This is a genomic window from Burkholderia sp. S171 (assembly GCF_009766085.1).
Lineage (GTDB): Bacteria > Pseudomonadota > Gammaproteobacteria > Burkholderiales > Burkholderiaceae > Caballeronia.
On record NZ_LMUF01000042.1, the window covers coordinates 127,804 to 147,717 of the forward strand.

The 19,914-nt window shown below is 60.2% G+C and carries 18 protein-coding genes and 2 pseudogenes; 9 read left to right on the forward strand and 11 right to left on the reverse strand.

Going from position 1 to position 19,914, the window contains the following annotated elements:
• Positions 1–222: 222 nt before the first annotated feature.
• Complete coding sequence (locus GSQ93_RS22930) at positions 223–1,239, forward strand: LacI family DNA-binding transcriptional regulator (protein ID WP_158937930.1); 1,017 nt, start codon at positions 223–225, stop codon at positions 1,237–1,239.
• A 29-nt stretch (positions 1,240–1,268) separates the two neighbouring features.
• On the opposite strand, the gene GSQ93_RS22935 is transcribed toward GSQ93_RS22930, so the two are convergent.
• Entirely contained in the window at positions 1,269–2,654 is a 1,386-nt protein-coding gene (locus GSQ93_RS22935) for an NAD(P)/FAD-dependent oxidoreductase (RefSeq protein WP_158937931.1), read from the reverse strand.
• A 320-nt stretch (positions 2,655–2,974) separates the two neighbouring features.
• On the opposite strand from GSQ93_RS22935, the gene GSQ93_RS22940 reads away from it, so the two are divergent.
• Entirely contained in the window at positions 2,975–3,892 is a 918-nt protein-coding gene (locus GSQ93_RS22940) for an AraC family transcriptional regulator (RefSeq protein ID WP_158937932.1), read from the forward strand.
• A gap of 28 nt (positions 3,893–3,920) precedes the next feature.
• On the opposite strand, the gene GSQ93_RS22945 is transcribed toward GSQ93_RS22940, so the two are convergent.
• The 4 genes and pseudogenes from GSQ93_RS22945 to GSQ93_RS38755 form a co-directional block, all read right to left on the reverse strand.
• Positions 3,921–4,274 (reverse strand): DOPA 4,5-dioxygenase family protein, encoded by a 354-nt coding sequence (locus GSQ93_RS22945; protein ID WP_158937933.1) that lies wholly within the window; start codon positions 4,272–4,274, stop codon positions 3,921–3,923.
• Between the two features lie 167 nt (positions 4,275–4,441).
• Positions 4,442–4,870, reverse strand: coding sequence for a type VI secretion system baseplate subunit TssE (gene tssE / locus GSQ93_RS22950; RefSeq protein ID WP_158937934.1), 429 nt, complete (start codon positions 4,868–4,870; stop codon positions 4,442–4,444).
• Positions 4,867–5,298, reverse strand: coding sequence for a hypothetical protein (locus GSQ93_RS38750; RefSeq protein ID WP_367889775.1), 432 nt, complete (start codon positions 5,296–5,298; stop codon positions 4,867–4,869). Before GSQ93_RS38750 ends, tssE begins: the two co-directional genes overlap by 4 nt.
• A pseudogene (locus tag GSQ93_RS38755) lies at positions 5,287–5,565 on the reverse strand (AAA family ATPase); the annotation flags it as partial. The pseudogene GSQ93_RS38755 and the gene GSQ93_RS38750, both read right to left, overlap by 12 nt.
• Before the next feature lie 13 nt (positions 5,566–5,578).
• Here GSQ93_RS38755 and GSQ93_RS22960 point away from each other — a divergent pair.
• The 3 genes and pseudogenes from GSQ93_RS22960 to tssJ form a co-directional block, all read left to right on the forward strand.
• Positions 5,579–6,421 (forward strand): annotated as a pseudogene (locus GSQ93_RS22960) (type VI secretion system baseplate subunit TssF); the annotation flags it as partial.
• A gap of 83 nt (positions 6,422–6,504) precedes the next feature.
• Positions 6,505–7,473, forward strand: coding sequence for a type VI secretion system baseplate subunit TssG (gene tssG / locus GSQ93_RS22965; RefSeq protein ID WP_158937991.1), 969 nt, complete (start codon positions 6,505–6,507; stop codon positions 7,471–7,473).
• 17 nt (positions 7,474–7,490) lie between these two features.
• The gene (gene tssJ / locus GSQ93_RS22970; RefSeq protein ID WP_254073997.1) at positions 7,491–8,150 is read left to right on the forward strand and encodes a type VI secretion system lipoprotein TssJ; all 660 of its coding nucleotides are present in this window, start codon (positions 7,491–7,493) and stop codon (positions 8,148–8,150) included.
• Between the two features lie 121 nt (positions 8,151–8,271).
• On the opposite strand, the gene GSQ93_RS22975 is transcribed toward tssJ, so the two are convergent.
• Positions 8,272–9,783: a CoA-acylating methylmalonate-semialdehyde dehydrogenase gene (locus GSQ93_RS22975; RefSeq protein WP_158937936.1), complete on the reverse strand. Its 1,512-nt coding sequence runs from the start codon at positions 9,781–9,783 to the stop codon at positions 8,272–8,274.
• 108 nt (positions 9,784–9,891) lie between these two features.
• Here GSQ93_RS22975 and GSQ93_RS22980 point away from each other — a divergent pair, with 108 nt between their 5' ends.
• Positions 9,892–10,833 (forward strand): LysR family transcriptional regulator, encoded by a 942-nt coding sequence (locus GSQ93_RS22980; protein ID WP_158937993.1) that lies wholly within the window; start codon positions 9,892–9,894, stop codon positions 10,831–10,833.
• 47 nt (positions 10,834–10,880) lie between these two features.
• Here the strand turns inward: GSQ93_RS22980 and GSQ93_RS22985 are convergent, their stop codons facing one another.
• A complete protein-coding gene (locus GSQ93_RS22985) occupies positions 10,881–11,387 on the reverse strand; it encodes an Rrf2 family transcriptional regulator (RefSeq protein WP_158937937.1) in 507 nt (168 codons plus the stop codon).
• Between the two features lie 307 nt (positions 11,388–11,694).
• Here GSQ93_RS22985 and GSQ93_RS22990 point away from each other — a divergent pair, with 307 nt between their 5' ends.
• On the forward strand, positions 11,695–12,915 hold the full coding sequence (locus GSQ93_RS22990; protein ID WP_158937938.1) for an NAD(P)/FAD-dependent oxidoreductase: 1,221 nt from the start codon (positions 11,695–11,697) through the stop codon (positions 12,913–12,915).
• Here the strand turns inward: GSQ93_RS22990 and GSQ93_RS22995 are convergent.
• From GSQ93_RS22995 to GSQ93_RS23010, 4 genes are all read right to left on the reverse strand, one after another.
• Entirely contained in the window at positions 12,912–14,120 is a 1,209-nt protein-coding gene (locus tag GSQ93_RS22995) for a diaminopropionate ammonia-lyase (RefSeq protein WP_158937939.1), read from the reverse strand. The two genes, GSQ93_RS22990 and GSQ93_RS22995, sit on opposite strands and share 4 nt — an antisense overlap.
• Positions 14,120–15,334 carry a M20 aminoacylase family protein gene (locus tag GSQ93_RS23000; protein ID WP_158937940.1) on the reverse strand — a complete coding sequence of 405 codons (1,215 nt, stop codon included), beginning with the start codon at positions 15,332–15,334 and terminating at the stop codon, positions 14,120–14,122. Before GSQ93_RS23000 ends, GSQ93_RS22995 begins: the two co-directional genes overlap by 1 nt.
• A 293-nt stretch (positions 15,335–15,627) precedes the next feature.
• Positions 15,628–16,806 carry a pyridoxal phosphate-dependent aminotransferase gene (locus tag GSQ93_RS23005; protein ID WP_158937941.1) on the reverse strand — a complete coding sequence of 393 codons (1,179 nt, stop codon included), beginning with the start codon at positions 16,804–16,806 and terminating at the stop codon, positions 15,628–15,630.
• Between the two features lie 120 nt (positions 16,807–16,926).
• Positions 16,927–17,844, reverse strand: coding sequence for a LysR family transcriptional regulator (locus tag GSQ93_RS23010; protein WP_158937942.1), 918 nt, complete (start codon positions 17,842–17,844; stop codon positions 16,927–16,929).
• A gap of 77 nt (positions 17,845–17,921) precedes the next feature.
• Here GSQ93_RS23010 and GSQ93_RS23015 point away from each other — a divergent pair, with 77 nt between their 5' ends.
• Positions 17,922–18,593, forward strand: a complete 672-nt coding sequence (locus GSQ93_RS23015; protein ID WP_158937943.1) for an HAD-IA family hydrolase — start codon at positions 17,922–17,924, stop codon at positions 18,591–18,593.
• A complete protein-coding gene (locus GSQ93_RS23020) occupies positions 18,590–19,744 on the forward strand; it encodes a DSD1 family PLP-dependent enzyme (RefSeq protein ID WP_158937944.1) in 1,155 nt (384 codons plus the stop codon). The genes GSQ93_RS23015 and GSQ93_RS23020 overlap by 4 nt, the downstream gene beginning before the upstream one ends.
• Positions 19,745–19,914 lie beyond the last annotated feature (170 nt).

Here is a 19,914-nt window from a genome sequence, read left to right on the forward strand (position 1 = left end):
AACGATCCGTGTTTGGGATCGCTTTGACCGGCTGTCTCCGTCTATGTTTTTTAGCTGCCTTGGGTGTCGAATTTAGCGGCGTCGGCCGATTTATACAAATGCCGGGAAGCCATCCCAAAATGTGGACGACGAGAGAGCTATTTGGACGAAGCGCCCAAACCGGCGACAGTTCACCGCACTTAGCCGATGTTGTGCTCGCGTTAACCCTTGTCTTGAGATTCGATGACTACTTTGGCCGAAGTCGCTGTACGCGCCGGCGTCACGCCGGCAACCGTCTCCAATGTGCTGCGCAAGCGCGGCAAGGTGGGCGCCGCAACGCGTCAGCGGGTGCTCGATGCAGTGGAAGCATTGGGCTATCGGCCGCACCTGACAGCGCGGGCGCTGGCCGAAGGGAGCGCGCCTACTCTCGCCCTGATGGTGACCAGTATCGCGAACCCGTTTTATCCGGAGTTTGCGCTGGCGGCAGAACGGGCTGCGCGCAAGAACGGACGTTTTCTGATCGTATGTAATACGAACGAAGATCCGGTGATCAGCCGCGCGTACCTCGACCAGATTGCGGGGACGTTGTCGGAAGGTGTGTTGGTGATGAACTCCCGAATCGACTTCGATGATCTTCACACCACGCGCGCACGCGGCACGCCGGTCGTGCTGTGCATGTGGGAACGTCCCGAGGTATCGCCGGGATTGCCTTGCATCGCGGTCGACTTTTTTGCTGCCGGCGCCCTGGCCGCACAGCATCTGCTGGACCTCGGGCATACACGGATTGGCGCGATCATCGGGAGCCAGCCGGATGGTGTACAGGCAGCGCGATACGCCGGCTTTTGTCACACGATGAAGGCTGCGGGAGTCGCGCATCCGGAGCAGGAAGCGCGGTTCACGCGCGACGCTGTCCAAGGCGGCTACGAAGCCGCGTGTGAGTTGCTGACGGAACACGAGCACCTGACCGCGATCTTCGCGACCAACGACTTGCCGGCGTTAGGCGCGATGCACGCAGCAGCGGACCGCGGCATGCGTATTCCCGACGACCTGTCGGTCATCGGGATTACCGACATTCAACTGGCACGCGAATCACGGCCGGGGTTATCGACCGTTGCGGTGCCTACCGATGCCGCCGCTGCCATGGCTGTAGAACTGCTGGAGGCGTTGATCGAAAGCGGCGGCCACTGCGAAACACCCATGCGTGTCGCACCCCAGCCCGTACTGGTTCAACGAGCATCGACGGGACGGGTGCGTAGTTGAAGCATTATTTACGCCCTGAGAAAACCTAATTACGCTCTCTCAGGGATCTTCGCGAACAGCATGTTCAGCCCTTCCGCGATAGTCGGATGCGAGAGGATCGCGTCCCGGACAGCGGTGTACGGGAGATTACCGAGCATCGCCATCTGCACCACCGCAACCACTTCGCCGGCGTTCGAACCAAGCATCGTGAAACCAAGGATGCGGTCCGATTGCGTATCCACAATCGCTTTCATAAAGCCGTGCGTGTCACCGGTCGTACGAGCGCGCGGGATAGACGCCATCGGCAGTTTCGCCACGCGCACCGCGATGCCCTGCCGTTGCGCATCGCTTTCGTTGATACCAACACGTGCAAGCTCCGGTTCGATGAACATCGCGTACGGAATGACGCGATCACGCGTGGTCAGATTACCGCCGGCGAGTTGCGACCTGAGCACGCGATAGTCATCGAACGATGCATGCGTGAACATCGGCGTGCCCGCTACTTCACCCATTGCCCATGTGTTCGTTGCGGACGTCGCGAGACGTTCATCGACTTTGATAAATCCACGTTCATCGAGCGCTACTTCGGCCACGTCCAGTCCTATACCTGCCGTACGCGGCACCCTGCCCGTCGCGACCAGCACATGCGTGCCCGTCACCTGCGTGCCGTCGTTCAGTTCGACAGTGACGGATTGCCCGGAACGCCCGCTGACTTTCAAGGGCTTGACCGACACCCTCACGTCGACCCCTTCGTTGGCAAGGACCGATTGAATCGCATCCGTGACGTCAGCGTCCTCGCGCATGGCAACACGCGGCGCCTCTTGCACTACAGTGACTTTGCTGCCCAGACGACTAAACGCCTGCGCCATTTCCAACCCGATATATCCCCCGCCGATCACGATCAGATGCTCCGGCAGCGAGTCGAGTTCGAGTGCTTCAACATGCGTCATGGGCGCAGCGTCGCGCAGGCCGGGAATATCCGGAACCGCGGCGTACGTCCCTGTGTTGATGAACACATGCTCGCCCTCGACCACGCGTTCGCGTCCATCGTTCATCGCGACCTGGATGCGGCGCGGCGCCACGAAATGTCCGGTGCCGAGGATCAGGTCAAAGCCCGATGCTTCGAACGCTTTTGCGTTGATATCCACCATGCCATCCACCACTTCACGTACGCGGCGATGAACCTGCGTCATATCTACATTGGCGTCTTGAGCGGCGCCCTTCAATATGTCTGCGGATCGCACGGCGTGCATGATGCGCGCGGTTTGAATCAGCGCCTTGCTCGGAATACATGCCACGTTGATACAGGAGCCACCGATCATTCCTTCTTCGACGACCGCCACGCGCTTGCCTGCTTTGGCGAGTTCCATCGCCAGCGACTTGCCGCCCTTTCCGCCGCCCAGAAACACATATTCGAATTGTTCGATCGTCGACATTTCAGCTCCCTTTCAAAGGTTTGCGCATAGCTGAACCGAGCCCGTATGGGCAGATTCGCACTATGCCGAGAGAGCGGGTTGGTTTCGATGCAACCCTGCCCCCGCCATGACGTAAATGTAGACGCCGGGGCGCTGAATCTCCATGCCGGACCGGCTCGAAAGGATGCTCATTCGTCTCATTGCCCGGTTTTCATTGCAGACGAATAGCGTAGGGAGCGCGGTGTACGCACAAATTCCGGCCGATCATCGCGGGCTCTTTTCTCCGGTAAGATCGCTAAGCCGCCGTTAATGCCTTGCTACTTGCCCCTCTTCGCTCAACCATGGATGCACTCGACCGACTGATCCAGTTATCTCGCCTGCAAGGCGCGCTCGACCTGCGCTGCCTTCTGAGCGGGCAGTGGGCGCTGGATCATCCGCCCGCTCCGCCGAGCGAAGCGGTGTACCACGTGGTACTGGAAGGAAGTTGTCTCCTCAAATTCCGCGGGAAAGCGGACGTGCTGCTGAAAACCGGCGATATTGTCATGTTGCCGCGCGGCGATGCGCACGTGCTCCAGGGAGTGGAACTAGCTAACGGCCGCGAACAGGGTGAGATGGAGAGCCGCCATAACGGCGCAGTGACCGTCCGCTCGAATTGCGGGCCGAATGCCGCGAGTCTCGATTTGTTATGCGGCCGCTTTAACTACGCGGCGAATGCATTGCTTATCGACGTGCTGCCGGATCTCGTGAAAATGTCCTTTGCCCGCGCCGATGTCCCCGACCTCACCCGCATGGTCGGCATGATGCGCAAGGAAGCGAGCGAGGCGGCGCCCGGCGCGTATTCCATAGTGTCGGCGCTCTCTACGGCGTTGTTCACGCTGTTGCTGCGGGCGCATCTTGAACAGCAGCCATCCACCACCGATGTGCTCGCGTTGCTCGCGCATCCACGGCTTGGGGCGTCGGTGATTGCCATGCTGGAACGACCCGCTGAGCGATGGACGATCGACATGCTGGCGCAGCAATCCGCGATGTCACGCGCCACCTACATGCGAACGTTCAGCGCACTCACCGAGGACTCGCCGATGTCTCTGCTCACCCGCATTCGCATGCAGCTTGCTGGGACCTTGCTGACGCGTACATCGAAGAGCATTGGCGAGATTGCGGACGATGTCGGTTATCAGTCGGAATCGGCGTTCAGCAAGAAGTTTAAAGATGCGTACGGGGTGGGGCCGGGCGGGTTCAGGCATGCGCGGGGTTCTTGAGCCGGGCGGAGCGCTTTTTACGCTTCGGTCAGGCAGTGAAGATGTCGAGCACCAGCTTGTGCGAGTGGCCGATCCACACTGCCGCGTCGCGATGGTCTCGCAGCGAATCGCCGGTGTTTGGATGGAGGAAAACATCTAGCACGCCGTGGTTGAGCGTCAGCCATTCGACGATATCGGCAAATTGCGCGCGCTCGAAAGCGAGCTGGTACGACCATTTTGGATGCGGGCCGACGGGCTTCTCGTGGAACCGGCCGAGTTGCAGGGCATCGCCGAAATGGGCCGCGATCTTCTCGCGGAGCTGCCAAGCGGTGTCGCGGGTGGCGGCGTCGAAGTAGATGTGGGCGTGCCAGGTTTGGATGGACGAAGTGGTGAGGAGGATCATGGAGGGGTGGGGTTGCTCGCGCCGGTGGAGGGGTGAGGAATCTGCTGCCGGGCGCAGTGGTCGCCTAGTTTGGTTATTCTATTACCTCAATGTCCATCCTGCTCGCGTTGGCTTTCAATCCCATACTTCGTACTTCCCTGCCCTGCGTGACGCGCAATAGAAACCTGCTACCGGTCGACGTCCTCACGCGTCGTAAGCCGGGCTTGTCCCTCTGGCGTGAAATACGTGCCATAGCGAACAAGTCCTCCCTGGTGCAATTCACAGGTCATCGTGAAACTGAGCAGCATGCCCTCCTCTGGATCGGCGAACGCTATGTCGATCGATTTCAGACGCGGCTCGTACTTGAGCAACGTGCCTTCAATCTCACGCCGAAGCGTGTGTGCCGAAGCCGGCATGTGTCGATAAATCTTCGACAAATCGCCCAGCCCGTAATCGGGCAAGTGCGCCAGGCTATTTCGACGGCTGTTCAGAATCCTTTGGATATTGTCCCGGACCGACAGGAACGTTTGCGTGTTCCTATCGTGCAAACCGATAGGATCGCCGTTCGCAAAATGCCCCGTCACCACTTCAAAGAGTCCAGGACCGCCGCGCGTCATGGCGCGATCTCTTCGCTGATCGATGCCGTGGGAAGATCGCCCAGTGCCTCATCGAAATCCACCGCGATTCCGGTTTCGTCCGAGTACGACAACCTGACCGCATGAAGCGTCTTCGCTTGTGCAACCCGCGCCAGCAACTCCCGCGAAAGCACGGGCAGGATCTGCTGGTCGAGCAGACTATCAATATTGCGTGCGCCCGAATCCGGCAACTGGCACGCGCGCACGAGTTCGCCGATCAGTGCGTCATCGCAGATCAGCGGCACATTGAACTTACGCTCGATGCGCTGCGCCACCTTCGCAAGCTTCATGCGTACGATCGTGGTCATTGCTTCGGAAGAGAGCGGCCGGTACACAACCGTCTGAAAGCGGGCGAGCAGCGCCGGCTGGAAGTGTTCGATCAGCGTCGGCCTGATTGCCTCCATCAGCATGCCGGTGGTGACCTCACCGCCGGCTTCGACCACAGCCTCCTGCGCAGCCATGATCAGTTCGCTGCCCAGATTCGATGTCATCACAATCACCGTATTGCGAAAGTCGATCACACGTCCTTCACCGTCGCGCATGAAACCGCGATCGAATACTTGATAGAAAACGTTCAAGACATCGCGATGCGCTTTCTCAACTTCATCGAGCAGGATCACGCTGTAAGGGCGCCGGCGCACAGCTTCCGTGAGCACGCCACCTTGTCCATAACCGACATAACCCGGAGGCGAGCCCTTGAGCTGAGAAACCGTATGGGCTTCCTGGTATCGCGTGCACACGGTGAAGGCTCGCGGTGACTTCGTGGAAGCGTATTCGGTCGATTCCCTCGTCGGCTTTGAAACCTCGAACGGCTCGCGTTTCGAGTACGCGCCATTTGCGTCGTTCAGGCATCGCGGCGGCATGTTGCGCCATGAGATGCCCGAACGATACTTCCATACCCGTTCACGACGGGGACCGTCAGGGCGGTTCGACACTTGGGTTGTACTGGGCGGGCATGCGTGGGAAGGCGAGACCACGCTGCCCGAGGAAACGCTATCACTCTCGGTGACGGGCACGAACGGCATGTTGCCACGCAAAGGTCTGCGCGAAGCAAGCATCAACCGCACACGCGGCGGCTTTACAAACGTGGCTTCGGTGAGAAACCTCACCGCGCCGACCTTGCCCGTCTATCCGCCCACAGGCGACCGCTTTCATTGGCGTGTGCTCTCGCATCTGGCGCCGAACTATCTGTCTTTGCTGGATGCAGAGATCCTGCGCGGCAGTCTCGCGCTCTACGACTGGACCGATGGAGAGCTGAACCGGCGGCGTATCGATGCGATTATCGATGTCAAACATCGGCTGCTGCAAAAGCTCGTCAAGGGTGGCTTGCTGCGGGGTGTGGAAATCGAAGTCACGCTTAACAGCGACAAGTTTGCGGGCGATGGTGATCTCGCGTTGTTCGGCGAAATGCTCAACCGCTTCCTCGCGCTGTACGCGACGATGAATATCTATACGAAGCTGGTGGTCATTTCGTTGCCGAGTGGGCGCCGCATTACGTGGCCTGATAACAAAGCTGAAGGCGCACCGTTTTGAACGCGCCTCATCGAGAGTTTCCAGTGCTTAGTGAACGGGTGGAGCGCGTGCTGCTGCCCGCTTTGCTGCAAGACGCGACACGCATGAACTTCATGCGCTTTTGTGAGTTGATTGAACTCGCCGCGCCCTCTCTGCCCTCGCTTGGCTCGACCGACTCACTAGCAAACGAACCGGTACGCTTTCGCTCGCGCGCTCGGCTCGGGTTTCCGGGCAAGGAAATCGATGCGGTCGAATTCGATTACGACGACAGATCGAAACCTCCGGCTATCCGCACGACGTTTCTGGGACTGTACGGCGTCGACGCCCGCATGCCTTCGTACTTCATCGATGAAGTCGCGCAGAACCGCGACGGCGCTGAATCGTTGTCGGGCTTTCTGGACATGTTCCATCACCGGATCGCGACGCAGTTTTATCGGGCGTGGCGCAGGTATCGATTCCCGGCAGGCTTCGCAAAAGGCGGTACGGATGACGTCTCGCGCTACCTGCTTAGCCTTGTCGGATTGGGGATCGGGCACCCGGCGATCGAGCAGACAGTGGGTACGCGCAAGCTTCTCTCAATGCTCGGGCTCGCCAGTCAGCGCACGCGCACAGCGGAAGGTCTCGCTGGCGTGCTGCAACACGCCGTGCCTGACGCAACAATCACGGTCACCGAATTCCATCCGGTTTGGATTCAGTTAAACGAGTTTGAGCCAACTGCGCTGGGTGAAAACTGTGTACTCGGACGCGGTTTCTACGATCGCGGTAATTGCGCGCGCGTCGTGATCGCACCAACGACAACCGAATCGGTATTGGGCCTGACGCCCGGCCATCAAATGCACAGCGAAGTCATGGCGCTGCTGAGCTTCTATCTCGGCTACGAAGCGAACGCGCATCTGGAGATGCACGTCTCGCCGGACCTGATGCCACGAGTGGATATCGCTTCCGATCAAGTTCGACTCGGCTACACAAGCCAGTTGCAACAGGTCAAGCGACCCTACGAAACGGGTGCCATCACGCGTGTGCAGCTTGGCATATGGAATGGTCGAACCGCGAACACACGTACAACACATTAAAACACTGGAACGCAAGCATGAATCCCACGATGATCCGACAGACGCAACTCGCCACCGCGGTCTGTGCCGTGCTTACTTTTGCGGGCTGCGGCGTGGCCCAGTCCGTGAAAACCGGGACAGTGGACGCAGCGAAATGGGCGTTCACCACGCAGGTGAAAACCATGAACCTCGACTTCGTCAGTCGATCATCGTCGAATACAAGCGGCGCCGGGCAATCGCTCTCGACCGTGGTGCGAATCTACCAACTGAAGTCGCCGCAAGCGTTCGATCAACTCGACTACGCGCAGTTGCAGACGAACGATATGGATGCGCTTAAACCCGACCTGCTCGCCACGACGGATCTCGTGCTTCGGCCTAACGCAAACGCCAGCATCAGTGAGCCGATGAGCGACGACGCGGAGTACGTCGGCATCGTCGCGTTCTTCCGTGATGACGGGCGGGATTCGAAGTGGAAACTGGTGCTGCCGAAGAAGCAGTGGAAGAAGACCGATCCGGTCAGGGTCGACGTTCGGGACAGCTCGCTAAGTGTTGCGGGTATCGACGACGAGGCCGTCAAGCGTCGCAGCGCACCGCAAACGGTGAACACCCAACAATCCGTCAGACCGAGTGCGACATCGCCGGTCAAGCCGCCGAGCAAAGGCGGTCCGGTAAAAGATGATTGGGCACGTCCGGCCTGATCGCGCGTCTATTAACCTTCGGTCGGACAAACGACTGCCCGGTCAATCGACGAGACCGCAAGGCCCGCAACCGCTGCTCAAATTACGCGGCGGCTGCGATCACCATCGGCGACACATACGCTCACTTCGCCGTAGGCATCGCGAACTCAGCGCCCTTCTCCGTGCTTTCCGGCCACCGCTGCATGATCGACTTTTGCCGTGTATAAAACCGCACGCCTTCTTCGCCGTAGGCGTGCATATCGCCGAACAGACTACGCTTCCAGCCACCGAACCCGTGCCAAGCCATCGGCACGGGGATGGGCACATTGATTCCCACCATCCCCACTTCAATCCGCCGTCCGAACTCGCGCGCAATGTGTCCGTCACGCGTGTAACACGCAACACCGTTACCAAACTCATGCGCATTGATCAAATCAACCGCTTCGGTGAAATCCTTCACCCGAACACACGCCAGCACCGGCCCGAAAATCTCTTCCTTATAAATCCGCATCTCAGGCGTCACGTGATCGAACAACGTACCGCCCGTGAAGAAGCCTTCTTCATGCCCCGGCACCTTCAGACCACGTCCATCGACGACCAGCGAAGCACCCTCCTCCACACCCAGCGCGATATAACCTTCAATGCGTTCCAACGCCTGACGCGTGACGATCGGGCCCATTTCGGCATCGGCTTCCATGCCGTTCTTCACGATCAGCGTGCGTGCCCGCTCCGCCAGTCGCGGAATCAGTTTGTCAGCGACATCACCCACCAGCACGGCCACCGAAATCGCCATGCAACGCTCACCCGCCGAGCCATAACCCGCACCAACCAGTGCATCGATAGCCTGATCGATATCCGCATCCGGCATCACGACCATGTGATTCTTCGCGCCGCCAAGCGCCTGCACGCGCTTGCCGTGCTGCGCCCCCGTCTGATAAATGTAATTCGCGATCGGCGTTGAACCCACAAAGCTGATGGCCTTCACATCGGGATGCACGAGCAGCGCGTCGACCACGACCTTGTCGCCTTGCACAACACTGAACACGCCATCGGGCAGACCGGCTTCCTGCAACAACCCCGCCATGAACAACGCAGCCGACGGATCGCGCTCACTCGGCTTCAGCACAAACGAATTCCCCGCAGCGATAGCGACCGGGAACATCCAGCACGGCACCATGCACGGGAAGTTGAACGGCGTAATGCCAGCCACCACGCCAAGCGCCTGACGCGTCGTCCAGTTGTCGATACCCGTGGATACCTGCTCGGTATAGTCGCCCTTTAAAAGCTGCGGAATGCCGCAAGCGAATTCGATTACATCGATACCTCGCGACACTTCGCCCTGCGCGTCGCTGAACACCTTGCCGTGCTCGGCGGTGATGATCGCGGCGAGCTCGTCACGGTGTTTATTCATCAGCTCCAGAAAACGCAGCATGACGCGCGCGCGCCGGATGGGCGGCGTCTCGCTCCAAGCCACAAACGCTTTCTTTGCGCCGGCGACAGCGGCGTCCACATCGGCGACATCGCCCAGACGCAGCGTACGTGCTTCCTTACCGGTCGCGGGATTGAAAATCGGCTGGGTCCGCGTGCCCGTGCCGGGAACACGGCGCCCCTGGATAAAGTGGCCGACGTCCGCGCGATCGCTGAAGCTTTGCATGATGTGACACCTGAATGAGATGGGAGTCTTCAGAGTGTAAGAACATCAGACGTGTCTGCAAAGGCGCTATGATTAAAATGATTGTTTTCTATGGTGAACAATGAAGATATGGAAACGCAACGCGTCGAGGCGCTCTGGACCCACCTCTATTGGCTGACGATTCTCGCGCAGCAAGGCAGCTATACGCGCGCCGCCACGCGGCTGGGCGTAAGCAAGGCAGCCATGAGCCAGCGGATTGCGGAGCTCGAGCGCGCTGCGGGAGTGTCACTGGTGCAGCGCACAACGCGCAGCGTGCGGCTGACGGAGGCGGGGCAGCATCTGGTCGATCAAACCCGCGATCAATATGAGGGAATTGCGCAAAGTTTTGCGGGCGTGCGCGACTCAGCGGGTATCGCTCGTGGCGAGCTGCGCATCACCGCCCCGGTCGCGTTCGCGCGGCAGCAATTGGTGCCGCATCTATCGGCCTTTCTCCGGGCGAATCCGGAGGTACGCGTGCAGCTTGAAGTGTCGGACCGCATCAGTTCGCTCGCCAGCGAAGGCTTTGATCTCGCGATTCGCCATAGCACCGCCGCGCCGGAAACACATGTGGCCTGGACGTTGTGCGCAACGCGCTCGGTGATCGTGGCGACGCGCGCGTACCTGCGCCGGCGCGGCACGCCCGCCTCCCCACAAGATCTGGCCGCGCATGACTGCCTGTTTTATCCGCGTGCGCAAGAGGCGCCCGCCTGGACGTTCGAACGCGCAACGGGACGAAAGACCGCGGCCGAGCGCGTGACCGTGCCGATCAACGGGCCGTTTTCTGCGAACAATAGCGAGACCCTGCGCGACGCTGCCCTCGACGATCTCGGCATTGCGCTGCTACCCGATTTCAGCGCGCAAGCTGCGCTGCGCGCCGGGCAGTTGATCAAGGTACTCCCGGAGTGGCAACCCAAGGGCGGGTTCGCCGAACAGCTCTATATCGTCCGGCCTTACGCGTCACACGTGCCGCGTGCAGTGACCGCGTTTGTTTCCTACCTGCGCAAGACCTTCGAAAACGGCTTCTCAGATTAGCCCGCGCGGGCCGAAAATGCCGTCCCACTCACTCATTCCATACCGAGTTAACGGCTCGCCCGATTGTCGATCCAGTTGACGATATCGGTATGGTAGGTGCGCGGCGCTTTTGCGACCGTTCGCACCGCCAGACTCGCCAGCGTCTCCGCTTCAAGCACCTCGTTCATGCGCTTCTCGGCGTCCAGCATCACAGCGTGAATGGAGCACGTGCCGCTCGTCGCCCATTTGGGCGCGGTATCGCCAAAGATCGCACAGCGTGAGCGAATTTCGCGGCAATCAAAAAGCGGTTTCGGACCGTCGACTGCCTGCACAACGTCAAGCACAGTGATCCGTTCAGCAGGTCGCGCGAGCGTGAATCCCCCACGCGCCCCCTCTGTGGCGACGGTCAATCCCGCCTTATGAAGTTTGGTGAAAAGCTTTGCGACGTAATCAACCGATAACCCTTGCAACTCGGCCAGGTCACGCACGCTCGCCTCTCCCACGCCGGCGGGCGCGTCGGTTAAATACAAAAGGCAGTGCAGCGCGTATTCGACGCCCGAACTGATGTGACTCATTCCATCTCCGACTCAGTAAATCCTAGTTCCTACATTCTATGCAATCAGCCGATAACGAGCAACGTGAATCGGCACGTCTCGTCTAATTTATCGCATACGCGCTATATCAAGCTCGATATTGTGGAGATGTAATCTGGTTTGCCACAATCATCCGAAAAACAGATCGACGAAGTACGCACTTGCCAAATATAACTACGACATCTATAGTCGTAGTTATGCCCATGACAAAAACTTCCTCTCGTTTTCGTCTTGCAAGCACGACGCATGGCATCGAGTTAAATGACCTGATCAATGAATGGAACTAGAAATGACTGATAGCGGCAAGAGAATATTGGTAGTCGGCGCCGGTTTCGCCGGTATGTGGAGCGCGTTGGGTGCTGCTCGTCTGCTGGACATCGCAAACAAGTCGGGAGAGAAGATCGAAGTGGTCTTGATCGCGCCCGAGCCCATGCTGCATGTCCGGCCGCGTCTTCACGAGTCCAATCCGCTTGGCATGAAAGCACCCTTGTTGCCGCTCTTCGAGGCAACCGGGATTCGCTTTATCCAGGGCAGCGTCAGCGAAATTCGTTCGGCAGCGCGCGAAGTCGAGGCTGTCGGCGCGGACGGAAATGCATTCACGGTGCGGTATGACAAGCTGGTGCTGGCGAGCGGAAGTTCGCTCTTTCGCCCTCCGGTTCCGGGACTGGCTACGGCCGCGTTCAGCATCGACCAGATTGAGGACGCTGCGCTTCTCGAAGCGCATCTTGGCAAGCTCGCCGATCAACCTGATACGCCGGCGCGCAACACCGTGGTTGTGGTGGGCGGCGGATTTACGGGCATCGAAATAGCGACTGAGCTTCCGGAACGTCTGCGGTCCCTGTTGGGAAGCAACGCGTCCGTCAACGTGATCGTGATAGAACAAGCCGATGCAGTAGGCCCGGATCTTGGTCTGGGTCCCCGTCCTGTGATTGAGCAGGCATTCACCGAACTCGGCATCACGCTGCGTCTGGGCACTGCGGTGAACGCAATCGACAGCGAAGGAATCGTGACATCGACCGGCGAACGTATCGATGCAAAGACGGTGATCTGGACAGCGGGCATGCGCGCCAACGTGCTCACGAAAAAACTTGACGCCGAGCGCGACAGGTTCGGGCGCTTGCATGTGGATTCGGACCTGCGGGTATCGGGAACGGAAGACATCTTCGCCGCTGGCGATGTCGCCTTCGCCGCTACCGACGACGCGGGAAATCACGCACTCATGTCATGCCAGCACGCGATGAACATGGGCCGGTTCGCGGGCCACAACGTGGCGGCTGATCTGGTCGGCGCAGAGCTTTTGCCTTATCGGCAGCCGGTCTATGTGACGTGTCTCGATCTCGGCTCGTGGGGCGCGGTTTATACCGAAGGCTGGGATCGTCAGATCAAGCTCGTCGGCCCCGAGGCGAAGGCGCTCAAGCGGCAGATTTGCACCGAGTGGATCTATCCGCCTGCTGCTGATCGCGAAGCGGCATTCGCTGCAGCCGACCCCGCGGTCACGGTGGTCGCCTAAGCGGGTTGACGACGTCGCTGCGCCTTTAGCACGTCGTCGGCATGGACACCAACCAACTGTTCATACAACGCCGGCGCGGTAGCGCCTTCTGTGTTCAGTAGGAGTACGTTCGAGCGTTCATCGAGCCCGAGTGCAGCGCGATCTTCCGCGCTGCTGCACGCCTGGATAAGCCCCGCGAGACCCGCTGCTCCCGATTCCCCCGCCGCGATAGGCACATCGCGCTCAGCGCCCTGGGCGAAGATCCGCATGGCTTCGATAGCGGCATTGTCGGGAATGGTCATGAAGGCATCGGCGAGAACGGCCAGAAAACGCCACGCCAGCGGCGACGTCTCTCCGCAAGCAAGGCCAGCCATGATCGAGTCGACGGAGCCGGTAGCATGCGCCGCCTGCCCTTGCAGCACGCTTTGAAATAGACAGTCTGCCTGGTCCGGCTCGACAATCACGCACAGCGGCCGCCGCTCGCCGAAACGCTCGGCAAAATAGCTGACAACACCGGCCGCCAGTCCGCCCACGCCGCCCTGAATGAACACGTGTGTATAAAGACCTTCGCTACCTTGCTCGATGGCTTCCGCTGCGATCGTCCCGTATCCCTGCATCACATCGCGCGGGATGGCTTTGTAGCCCTCGTACGAGGTATCGGAGACGACGTGCCAGCCATGCTCATCTGCCAGGCGTGCGGCCTCTTTCACCGACTCGTCATAGTTACCGTCGATCTGTACGATCTGCGCGCCTAACTGTTCTATGGAGAGTCGCCGTTCATCGTTCACGTGTCGATGCAGCACGATCACGCATCGGCAACCAATACTGCGCGCGGCTGCAGCCAATGCACGGCCGTGGTTGCCATCGGTCGCGCTAATGACCGTGAAATCCTGCAGCAGCGCCTTGTAATGCCCAGCGGTTAACTTCGCCGGAACGAAGTCCTGCTCAGGCCATAGGCGTCGAATCAAACGGATCAGCGCAATCGGTGCACCTAGCGCCTTGAAGCTGCCAAGCGGGGAACGATGGCCTTCGTCCTTCACGCTGATCGATCCAACGCCCAGCCGGGCAGCAAGATCCGGCAGATCCCACAACGGTGTGGGACCGGCATTCAATCCATCCCACGTCGATAACCACGCGCGGCTTTCATCGGCGGCTTGAACGTTCAGGATGTCGCGAAGCGATTCGTCGTAACGCCCCCGGCGCGCGCTGGTGTTATGTTGCAGCATCAAACTTTCCTCTCGTTCTGGTTAGGGTTATAGCTATCAACGACCGGCAGTTTCGTGCGCACGATTTCCGCGAGATACCGCGCGCCGATGGGCAAGACGGTGTCGTTGAAATCGTAGCGGGCGTTGTGAAGCGGCGTCGCACCCGGCTCGCCCTCAGCGCCATTGCCGATGAACGCAAAGTTGCCGGGCACCACCTGTAGGAACGCGCCAAAGTCTTCAGAGATCATCATTGGGGCCACGTCGCCGTCCACGTTCGCGGCTCCCACGATCGCTGTCGCGGCCGTTATCGCTGTCGGAACGCATTCCGGCGTATTCACCGTGGGGACAAACTCATGCGTGTATTCGAACGAACATTCAGCGCCATGAGCCGCACAAATACCCTCGCTGATGCTGCGCATCTTGCTTTCGAGCAGGCGCTGCACGTCAGGCGTATAGCTGCGGGTATCGCCCTTGATGATCACCTGTCCGGGAATTGCGTTGCGAATACCATCGGTGAACAGCTCCGTGCAGGAGACCACCGCGGGCACGCCGGGGTCGACACTCCTCGATACAACCGTCTGCAAAGCCAGCACGATCTCTGCGGCAATCACAATGGGATCAATGGTCATGTGCGGTCTTGCAGCGTGACCGCCTCGACCATTGATACGGATAACGAAATTATCCTCACTCGCCATGATGCCGCCAGCCCGCGTTGCGATGAATCCCGCTCGCAAGCCTGGGATGTTGTGAACACCATAGATTTCATCGACAGGGAACCGCTCGAACAGTTTGTCGGCCATCATCGCCTTCGCGCCCTTGCCGTGTTCCTCGGCGGGCTGGAAGATGAAACGCACGGTCCCGTTGAAATCGCGCCGCTCGCATAAAAGCTTCGCCGCGCCGAGCACCATGCTCATGTGACCATCGTGTCCGCAAGCGTGGGACTTGCCGGCACGAACGGACGCGTAATCGCGCTCCGGTGCCTGCTCATGAATGTTGAGCGCGTCCATCTCCGCACGCAGACCGATCACACCGCGACCATCGCCGCAGGACAAGCTCGCGACAAATCCCGTTCCGCCGATACCCCGCGTCACTTCAAGCCCGAAGCCCTCAAGCACCTGCGCCGCGAAGGTACTCGTCTCGTGTTCCTCGAAACCCGTCTCGGGTGCGCGATGAAAGTGGTGTCGCCACTGCGTCAATTGACGATCGAAGTCCACCGCCACGCTGCTTGTGTCCATCGTGTTTCTCCCCGTGTCCGCTCGATTCCTGTTGTGCTCCAGTATAGGAACCGTCGGCTGAGAAAAAATCTCACTTAGGGCGCGATCTTCGATAATTTCATTCTATTTACGGGCGCGGACCGGCGCGGTCAGTTCTCTGAGCTGTGCAAGCGATCGTCGCAGCTCAAAGTCCCTGCCCGATCACCGTATTGAGCGCGGATCGGATAGCCCCGACAATGAAATCCTGTCTTGGGCGAGGCATCCGGTCGATAGGCGCAGACACGCTCACGGCAGCGACCGGGTTTCCCCGACGGTCAAGGCTGCTTCAGGCCCCCAACAAACGCCGCGATGCGATCGCAAGCCTGCGCAAGCCGTGTTTCATCGACGACAAAACCCAGCCTCACAAAACCGTTCGCCGTCTCGCCGAACGCACAGGCATCGAGTACGGAAACGCCTTGCGCGCGGAACAACTGCCAACTGAATTCGTACGCATCAAGGCCCGTGCCAGTCACGTCGACCATCATGAACATGCCTGCCTCGGGTAACAAACAATGCAGCCCGGGCACATCACGAAGACGATTGAACACGACGTCGCGCCGCCGCCGATAAATCTCGCGCATATCCGCCACGATCTGCGCCCGGTTCTCGAGTGCGGTCAACGCCGCTTCCTGAATGAAGCCCGGCAAGCCGTAGAGCATGCAAAGCGCAAGCCGTCCGAGATGTTCGATTAACGTCTGCGGCCCGATCACCCAGCCCACGCGCCAACCGGGCATGGCATGCGACTTGGACAGGCTGCCAATCGTCACAGTACGCTCGGCCATCCCTGCAAGCGAAGCAATGCTGACGTGCTCGCGCTCGAAAGTCAGGTCCGCATAGACTTCGTCGGAGACGATCCAAAGATCATGCTTGCGAGCCAATTCGGCGATGCGTTCAAGATCTTCACGCGGCATTACCACGCCCGTCGGGTTGCACGGCGTAGCGAAGAAAATTGCCTTGGTACGCGGCGTGATGGCCGCCTCAAGCGCTGCGCAGTCCAGATGAAATGCTCGCGCCGGATCAACGGCCACGGGAACCAGCGTGGCGCCCGATGCCCGGACGCTGGCCTCGTAGGTCAGGTACATCGGCTCGGGCACGATAATCTCGTCGCCCGCTTCGCAGAGGCACAAGGACGTAGCGAAGAGCCCGTTCTGCGCGCCCGCGACCACGATCACATTGTTCGCGTCAACGCTCGTGCCTGTCTCGCGCGCGTGATCCCGCGCAATGGCTGCACGCAACGGCTCGCGCCCGATCACTTCCGCGTAATGCGTGTCGCCGGCCCGTAGCGCTGCCACCGCACGATCGACAATCACTTCGGGTGTCGCGAAGTCCGGATCGCCAACGCTCAGGATGATGACGTCCTCGCCATTCTGCAAAGCCTGCTGCGCGGCGTGGTGGATTTCCCATGCAGCCGTGCGCTTGCCTTGCAGGCGCCCGACGAGGTTCGAATACTTCATGCGCTCACTCCTTGAAGCGTGACGAACGACCCGGCACGCGATAATTTGAATTCGATTATAAAGTCCACCGGAACGCAAACGTCAAGCGTCTGCGTCAGCGACCCTTCGTCCTTTCGTCCTCTAACCGGCAGTCTCCGCGCCCATATTCGCCGCGAGATAACTCAACAACGCCTGGATGCGCAGCGAACGCCCCTTGCGCGTAGGCACCAGTGCGATGACCGGCGCGCTGCCGAAATCCCATTCGCTTAGCAACCTCACCAGCTTGCCCGCTGCGACCGCGTCTGCCACATCCCATTGCGAGCGCAGCACGAGTCCCAGGCCCTCTTCCGCCCAACGGCGCGCAACGCTACCATCGTTCGTGGTGAACGCCGGCGTGACGCGCAGCGTGGTGGGTGACGACGGTTTTTTGCCCCCGTCCGACCTTCGACGGCGAACGCGCCAGAGCGTCACGTCCTCATCGTTTTCGCGGATGCAGATGCAGTCGTGCTCCAGTATCTCGCGCGGCTCGCGCGGATACCCACGTGCCGCGATATAACCCGGGCTCGCACATAACCAGCGCTCATTCGCGAGCAATGGCCGCGCGCTCCAGGACGAGTCGCGGACGGTGCCGATCTGGATCACGATATCGGCGGCATGGCTGTGGGGCCAGGGCGTTTCGAGCAGATCAAGTTGCAGGCGAATCCCCGGATTCGCGCGGGCGAAGCGAGCCAGCAGCGGCGCAATATGCACGCGTCCAAAACCGAATGGCGCGGCGATCCGAATATGTCCGGCGAGTTGTGCAGTCTGATCACGGAAGGTATCCGGCAGTGCTTCGATAGCGCTCAGCAACCCTTGCGCTTCGCGCGCCAGTCTTGCACCGTCCGCGGTCAGCGACATATGCCGGGCATCGCGGGTAGCCAGCGTTACACCCAGCGCCTTCTCAAGCTTCTTGAGCCGCATGGAGAGCGCCGACGGCGTCACGTTCAGGACGCGCGCCGCCGCGCTCAAGGATTCCGAGCGCGCGAGCATGGTGACGAGCCTAAGGTCAGCGAGTTCCATCGTTCAATTTTGCTTAAGGATAGATGTGGCTGAATTTAAACACAGCTTAGAGTTTCATCAGTAAAGTCGCTTCCATCATGCCAAATCAATCTACCCCAACTTATCCGAAAGCGGTGCTGTTCGACCTGCTGACCGCCCTCCTCGATTCATGGACCCTGTGGAACCGTGCAGCCGGCAGTGAAACCGCTGGCCGCGCCTGGCGCGCGGAATATTTGGCGCTGACCTACGGATGCGGCGCTTACGTTCCCTACGAGGAACTCGTGCGCCAGGCTGCGTTGCAGGTCGGCTTGCGTGAGTCAGCCGCCCGCGTGCTGGAAGCGCAATGGCTGCAACTCGCGCCCTGGAGCGGCGCGAAAGAAGTGCTGCGCAAGCTCGCGCCGCATTGCCGGCTGGCGATCGTGACGAACTGTTCAAAGCGCCTCGGCGAGGAGGCCGCCGGTTTATTCGATATCGACTGGGACGTGATCGTGACCGCCGAAAGCGCGGGCTTCTACAAACCTGACCCGCGGCCGTATCAGCTGGCGCTCGACCGTTTGAAGGTCGACGCGAAAGCCGCGGCGTTCGTCGCCGGTTCGAGCTACGACATGTTCGGTACGGCCGCGACCGGCTTGCGCACTTACTGGCATAACCGCGTGGGTCTTGAACTCGTGGAAGGTGCGCAAGCGCCTGAGATCGAAGCACCTACGCTCGACGCGTTGCTGCCTTGGCTGCGCGGGTTCAACTCATCTAAGGGAACGGCCACATCATGACTCTGGATCAGATCGAGACCCCTGCCGCGTTGATCGACCGGTTGCGCATGCAGCGCAATATTGCCCGCATGCAGAGCCGGATGGATACGCTTGGTGTTGCGTTTCGGCCGCATGTGAAGACGACCAAGTGTGTGGAAGTTGCGCAGGCGCAGCGCGATGCGGGTGCCCGCGGCATCACGGTGTCGACGCTCAAGGAAGCCGAGCAGTTTTTCGCGGCAGGCTTCAGCGACATCCTGTACGCGGTGGGGATCATTGCATCGAAACTGCCTCGCGCGCTGACGTTACGGCGCGAGGGATGCGATCTCAAACTGATCGTCGATAACCTCGAGGCCGCGCAAGCTGTTGCCGAGTTCGGCCGCGCTCAGGGCGAAACCTTTGAGGTGTGGATCGAAGTAGATACCGATGGTCATCGTTCCGGCGTGCAGCCCGATGAACCTCGGTTGCTCGACATCGGGCGGATCCTGCATGGAGATGGCGCGCCTCATGGTGAGCCCCATGGCGCGCGTCTTGGTGGCGTGATGACCCATGCGGGGTCGAGCTACGATCTCAATACGCCTGACGCGCTCGCGGCGCTGGCGGAACAGGAACGCGCGGGTTGCGTGCGTGCCGCTGGGCGGTTGCGCGACGCCGGTCTGCCCTGCGATGTGGTGAGCGTCGGTTCCACGCCTACTGCGCTCGCGGCGCAGCATCTTGAAGGCGTCACGGAGGTGCGGGCTGGCGTGTATGTGTTTTTTGATCTGGTCATGCGCAATGTTGGCGTCTGTGTGGCCGGCGATCTGGCGCTCAGCGTTTTGACGACGGTCATAGGTCATCAGGTCGATAAGGGCTGGGCTATCCTCGATGCGGGTTGGATGGCGATGAGCCGTGATCGCGGCACGGCGAAGCAAGCGCATGACTACGGTTACGGACAGGCTTGCACGCTCGATGGCGCACCGCTCGATGGTTGTATGCTCACGGGCGCTAATCAGGAGCATGGCATTCTCGCGAATGTGGACCGCCTTGACAGGGATATCTCGGTCCATTTGCCGGTTGGAACGCGGCTGTTGATCATGCCGAATCATGCTTGCGCTACTGGTGCGCAATTTCCCGTTTATCATGCTCGCTCGGAGGATGGTGAGGTGGTGGTGTGGGAGCGGTTTTATGGGTGGTAGGGAGGGATATTGGCGGGGTTTTGGCGGGTTTGGGGTTAGTGGTCGGGGTGCTCGGTTGCAGGGTTAGCGGTCGGGGTCAGTGCTGAGGTGGTGCTGTCGGGGTTAGCGGTCTGCGAGAGTCGGATTTTCTCTTTATCACTGTTAGCCACTGTGCGTGGCAGCACGTCATT

Bases quoted from the DNA above. Each gene is read 5' to 3' on its own strand.
- GSQ93_RS22990 (WP_158937938.1), top strand. From the start codon at position 11,695: ATGACTGATAGCGGCAAGAGAATATTGGTAGTCGGCGCCGGTTTCGCC.
- GSQ93_RS22995 (WP_158937939.1), bottom strand. From the start codon at position 14,120: ATGCTGCAACATAACACCAGCGCGCGCCGGGGGCGTTACGACGAATCG.
- GSQ93_RS22930 (WP_158937930.1), top strand. From the start codon at position 223: ATGACTACTTTGGCCGAAGTCGCTGTACGCGCCGGCGTCACGCCGGCA.
- GSQ93_RS22940 (WP_158937932.1), top strand. From the start codon at position 2,975: ATGGATGCACTCGACCGACTGATCCAGTTATCTCGCCTGCAAGGCGCG.
- GSQ93_RS22985 (WP_158937937.1), bottom strand. From the start codon at position 11,387: ATGAGTCACATCAGTTCGGGCGTCGAATACGCGCTGCACTGCCTTTTG.
- GSQ93_RS22975 (WP_158937936.1), bottom strand. From the start codon at position 9,783: ATGCAAAGCTTCAGCGATCGCGCGGACGTCGGCCACTTTATCCAGGGG.
- GSQ93_RS22935 (WP_158937931.1), bottom strand. From the start codon at position 2,654: ATGTCGACGATCGAACAATTCGAATATGTGTTTCTGGGCGGCGGAAAG.
- tssJ (WP_254073997.1), top strand. From the start codon at position 7,491: ATGAATCCCACGATGATCCGACAGACGCAACTCGCCACCGCGGTCTGT.
- GSQ93_RS22945 (WP_158937933.1), bottom strand. From the start codon at position 4,274: ATGATCCTCCTCACCACTTCGTCCATCCAAACCTGGCACGCCCACATC.
- GSQ93_RS38750 (WP_367889775.1), bottom strand. From the start codon at position 5,298: ATGCTGATGGAGGCAATCAGGCCGACGCTGATCGAACACTTCCAGCCG.
- GSQ93_RS23000 (WP_158937940.1), bottom strand. From the start codon at position 15,334: ATGGACACAAGCAGCGTGGCGGTGGACTTCGATCGTCAATTGACGCAG.
- GSQ93_RS23005 (WP_158937941.1), bottom strand. From the start codon at position 16,806: ATGAAGTATTCGAACCTCGTCGGGCGCCTGCAAGGCAAGCGCACGGCT.
- GSQ93_RS23020 (WP_158937944.1), top strand. From the start codon at position 18,590: ATGACTCTGGATCAGATCGAGACCCCTGCCGCGTTGATCGACCGGTTG.
- GSQ93_RS23010 (WP_158937942.1), bottom strand. From the start codon at position 17,844: ATGGAACTCGCTGACCTTAGGCTCGTCACCATGCTCGCGCGCTCGGAA.
- GSQ93_RS23015 (WP_158937943.1), top strand. From the start codon at position 17,922: ATGCCAAATCAATCTACCCCAACTTATCCGAAAGCGGTGCTGTTCGAC.
- tssG (WP_158937991.1), top strand. From the start codon at position 6,505: ATGAACTTCATGCGCTTTTGTGAGTTGATTGAACTCGCCGCGCCCTCT.
- tssE (WP_158937934.1), bottom strand. From the start codon at position 4,870: ATGACGCGCGGCGGTCCTGGACTCTTTGAAGTGGTGACGGGGCATTTT.
- GSQ93_RS22980 (WP_158937993.1), top strand. From the start codon at position 9,892: ATGGAAACGCAACGCGTCGAGGCGCTCTGGACCCACCTCTATTGGCTG.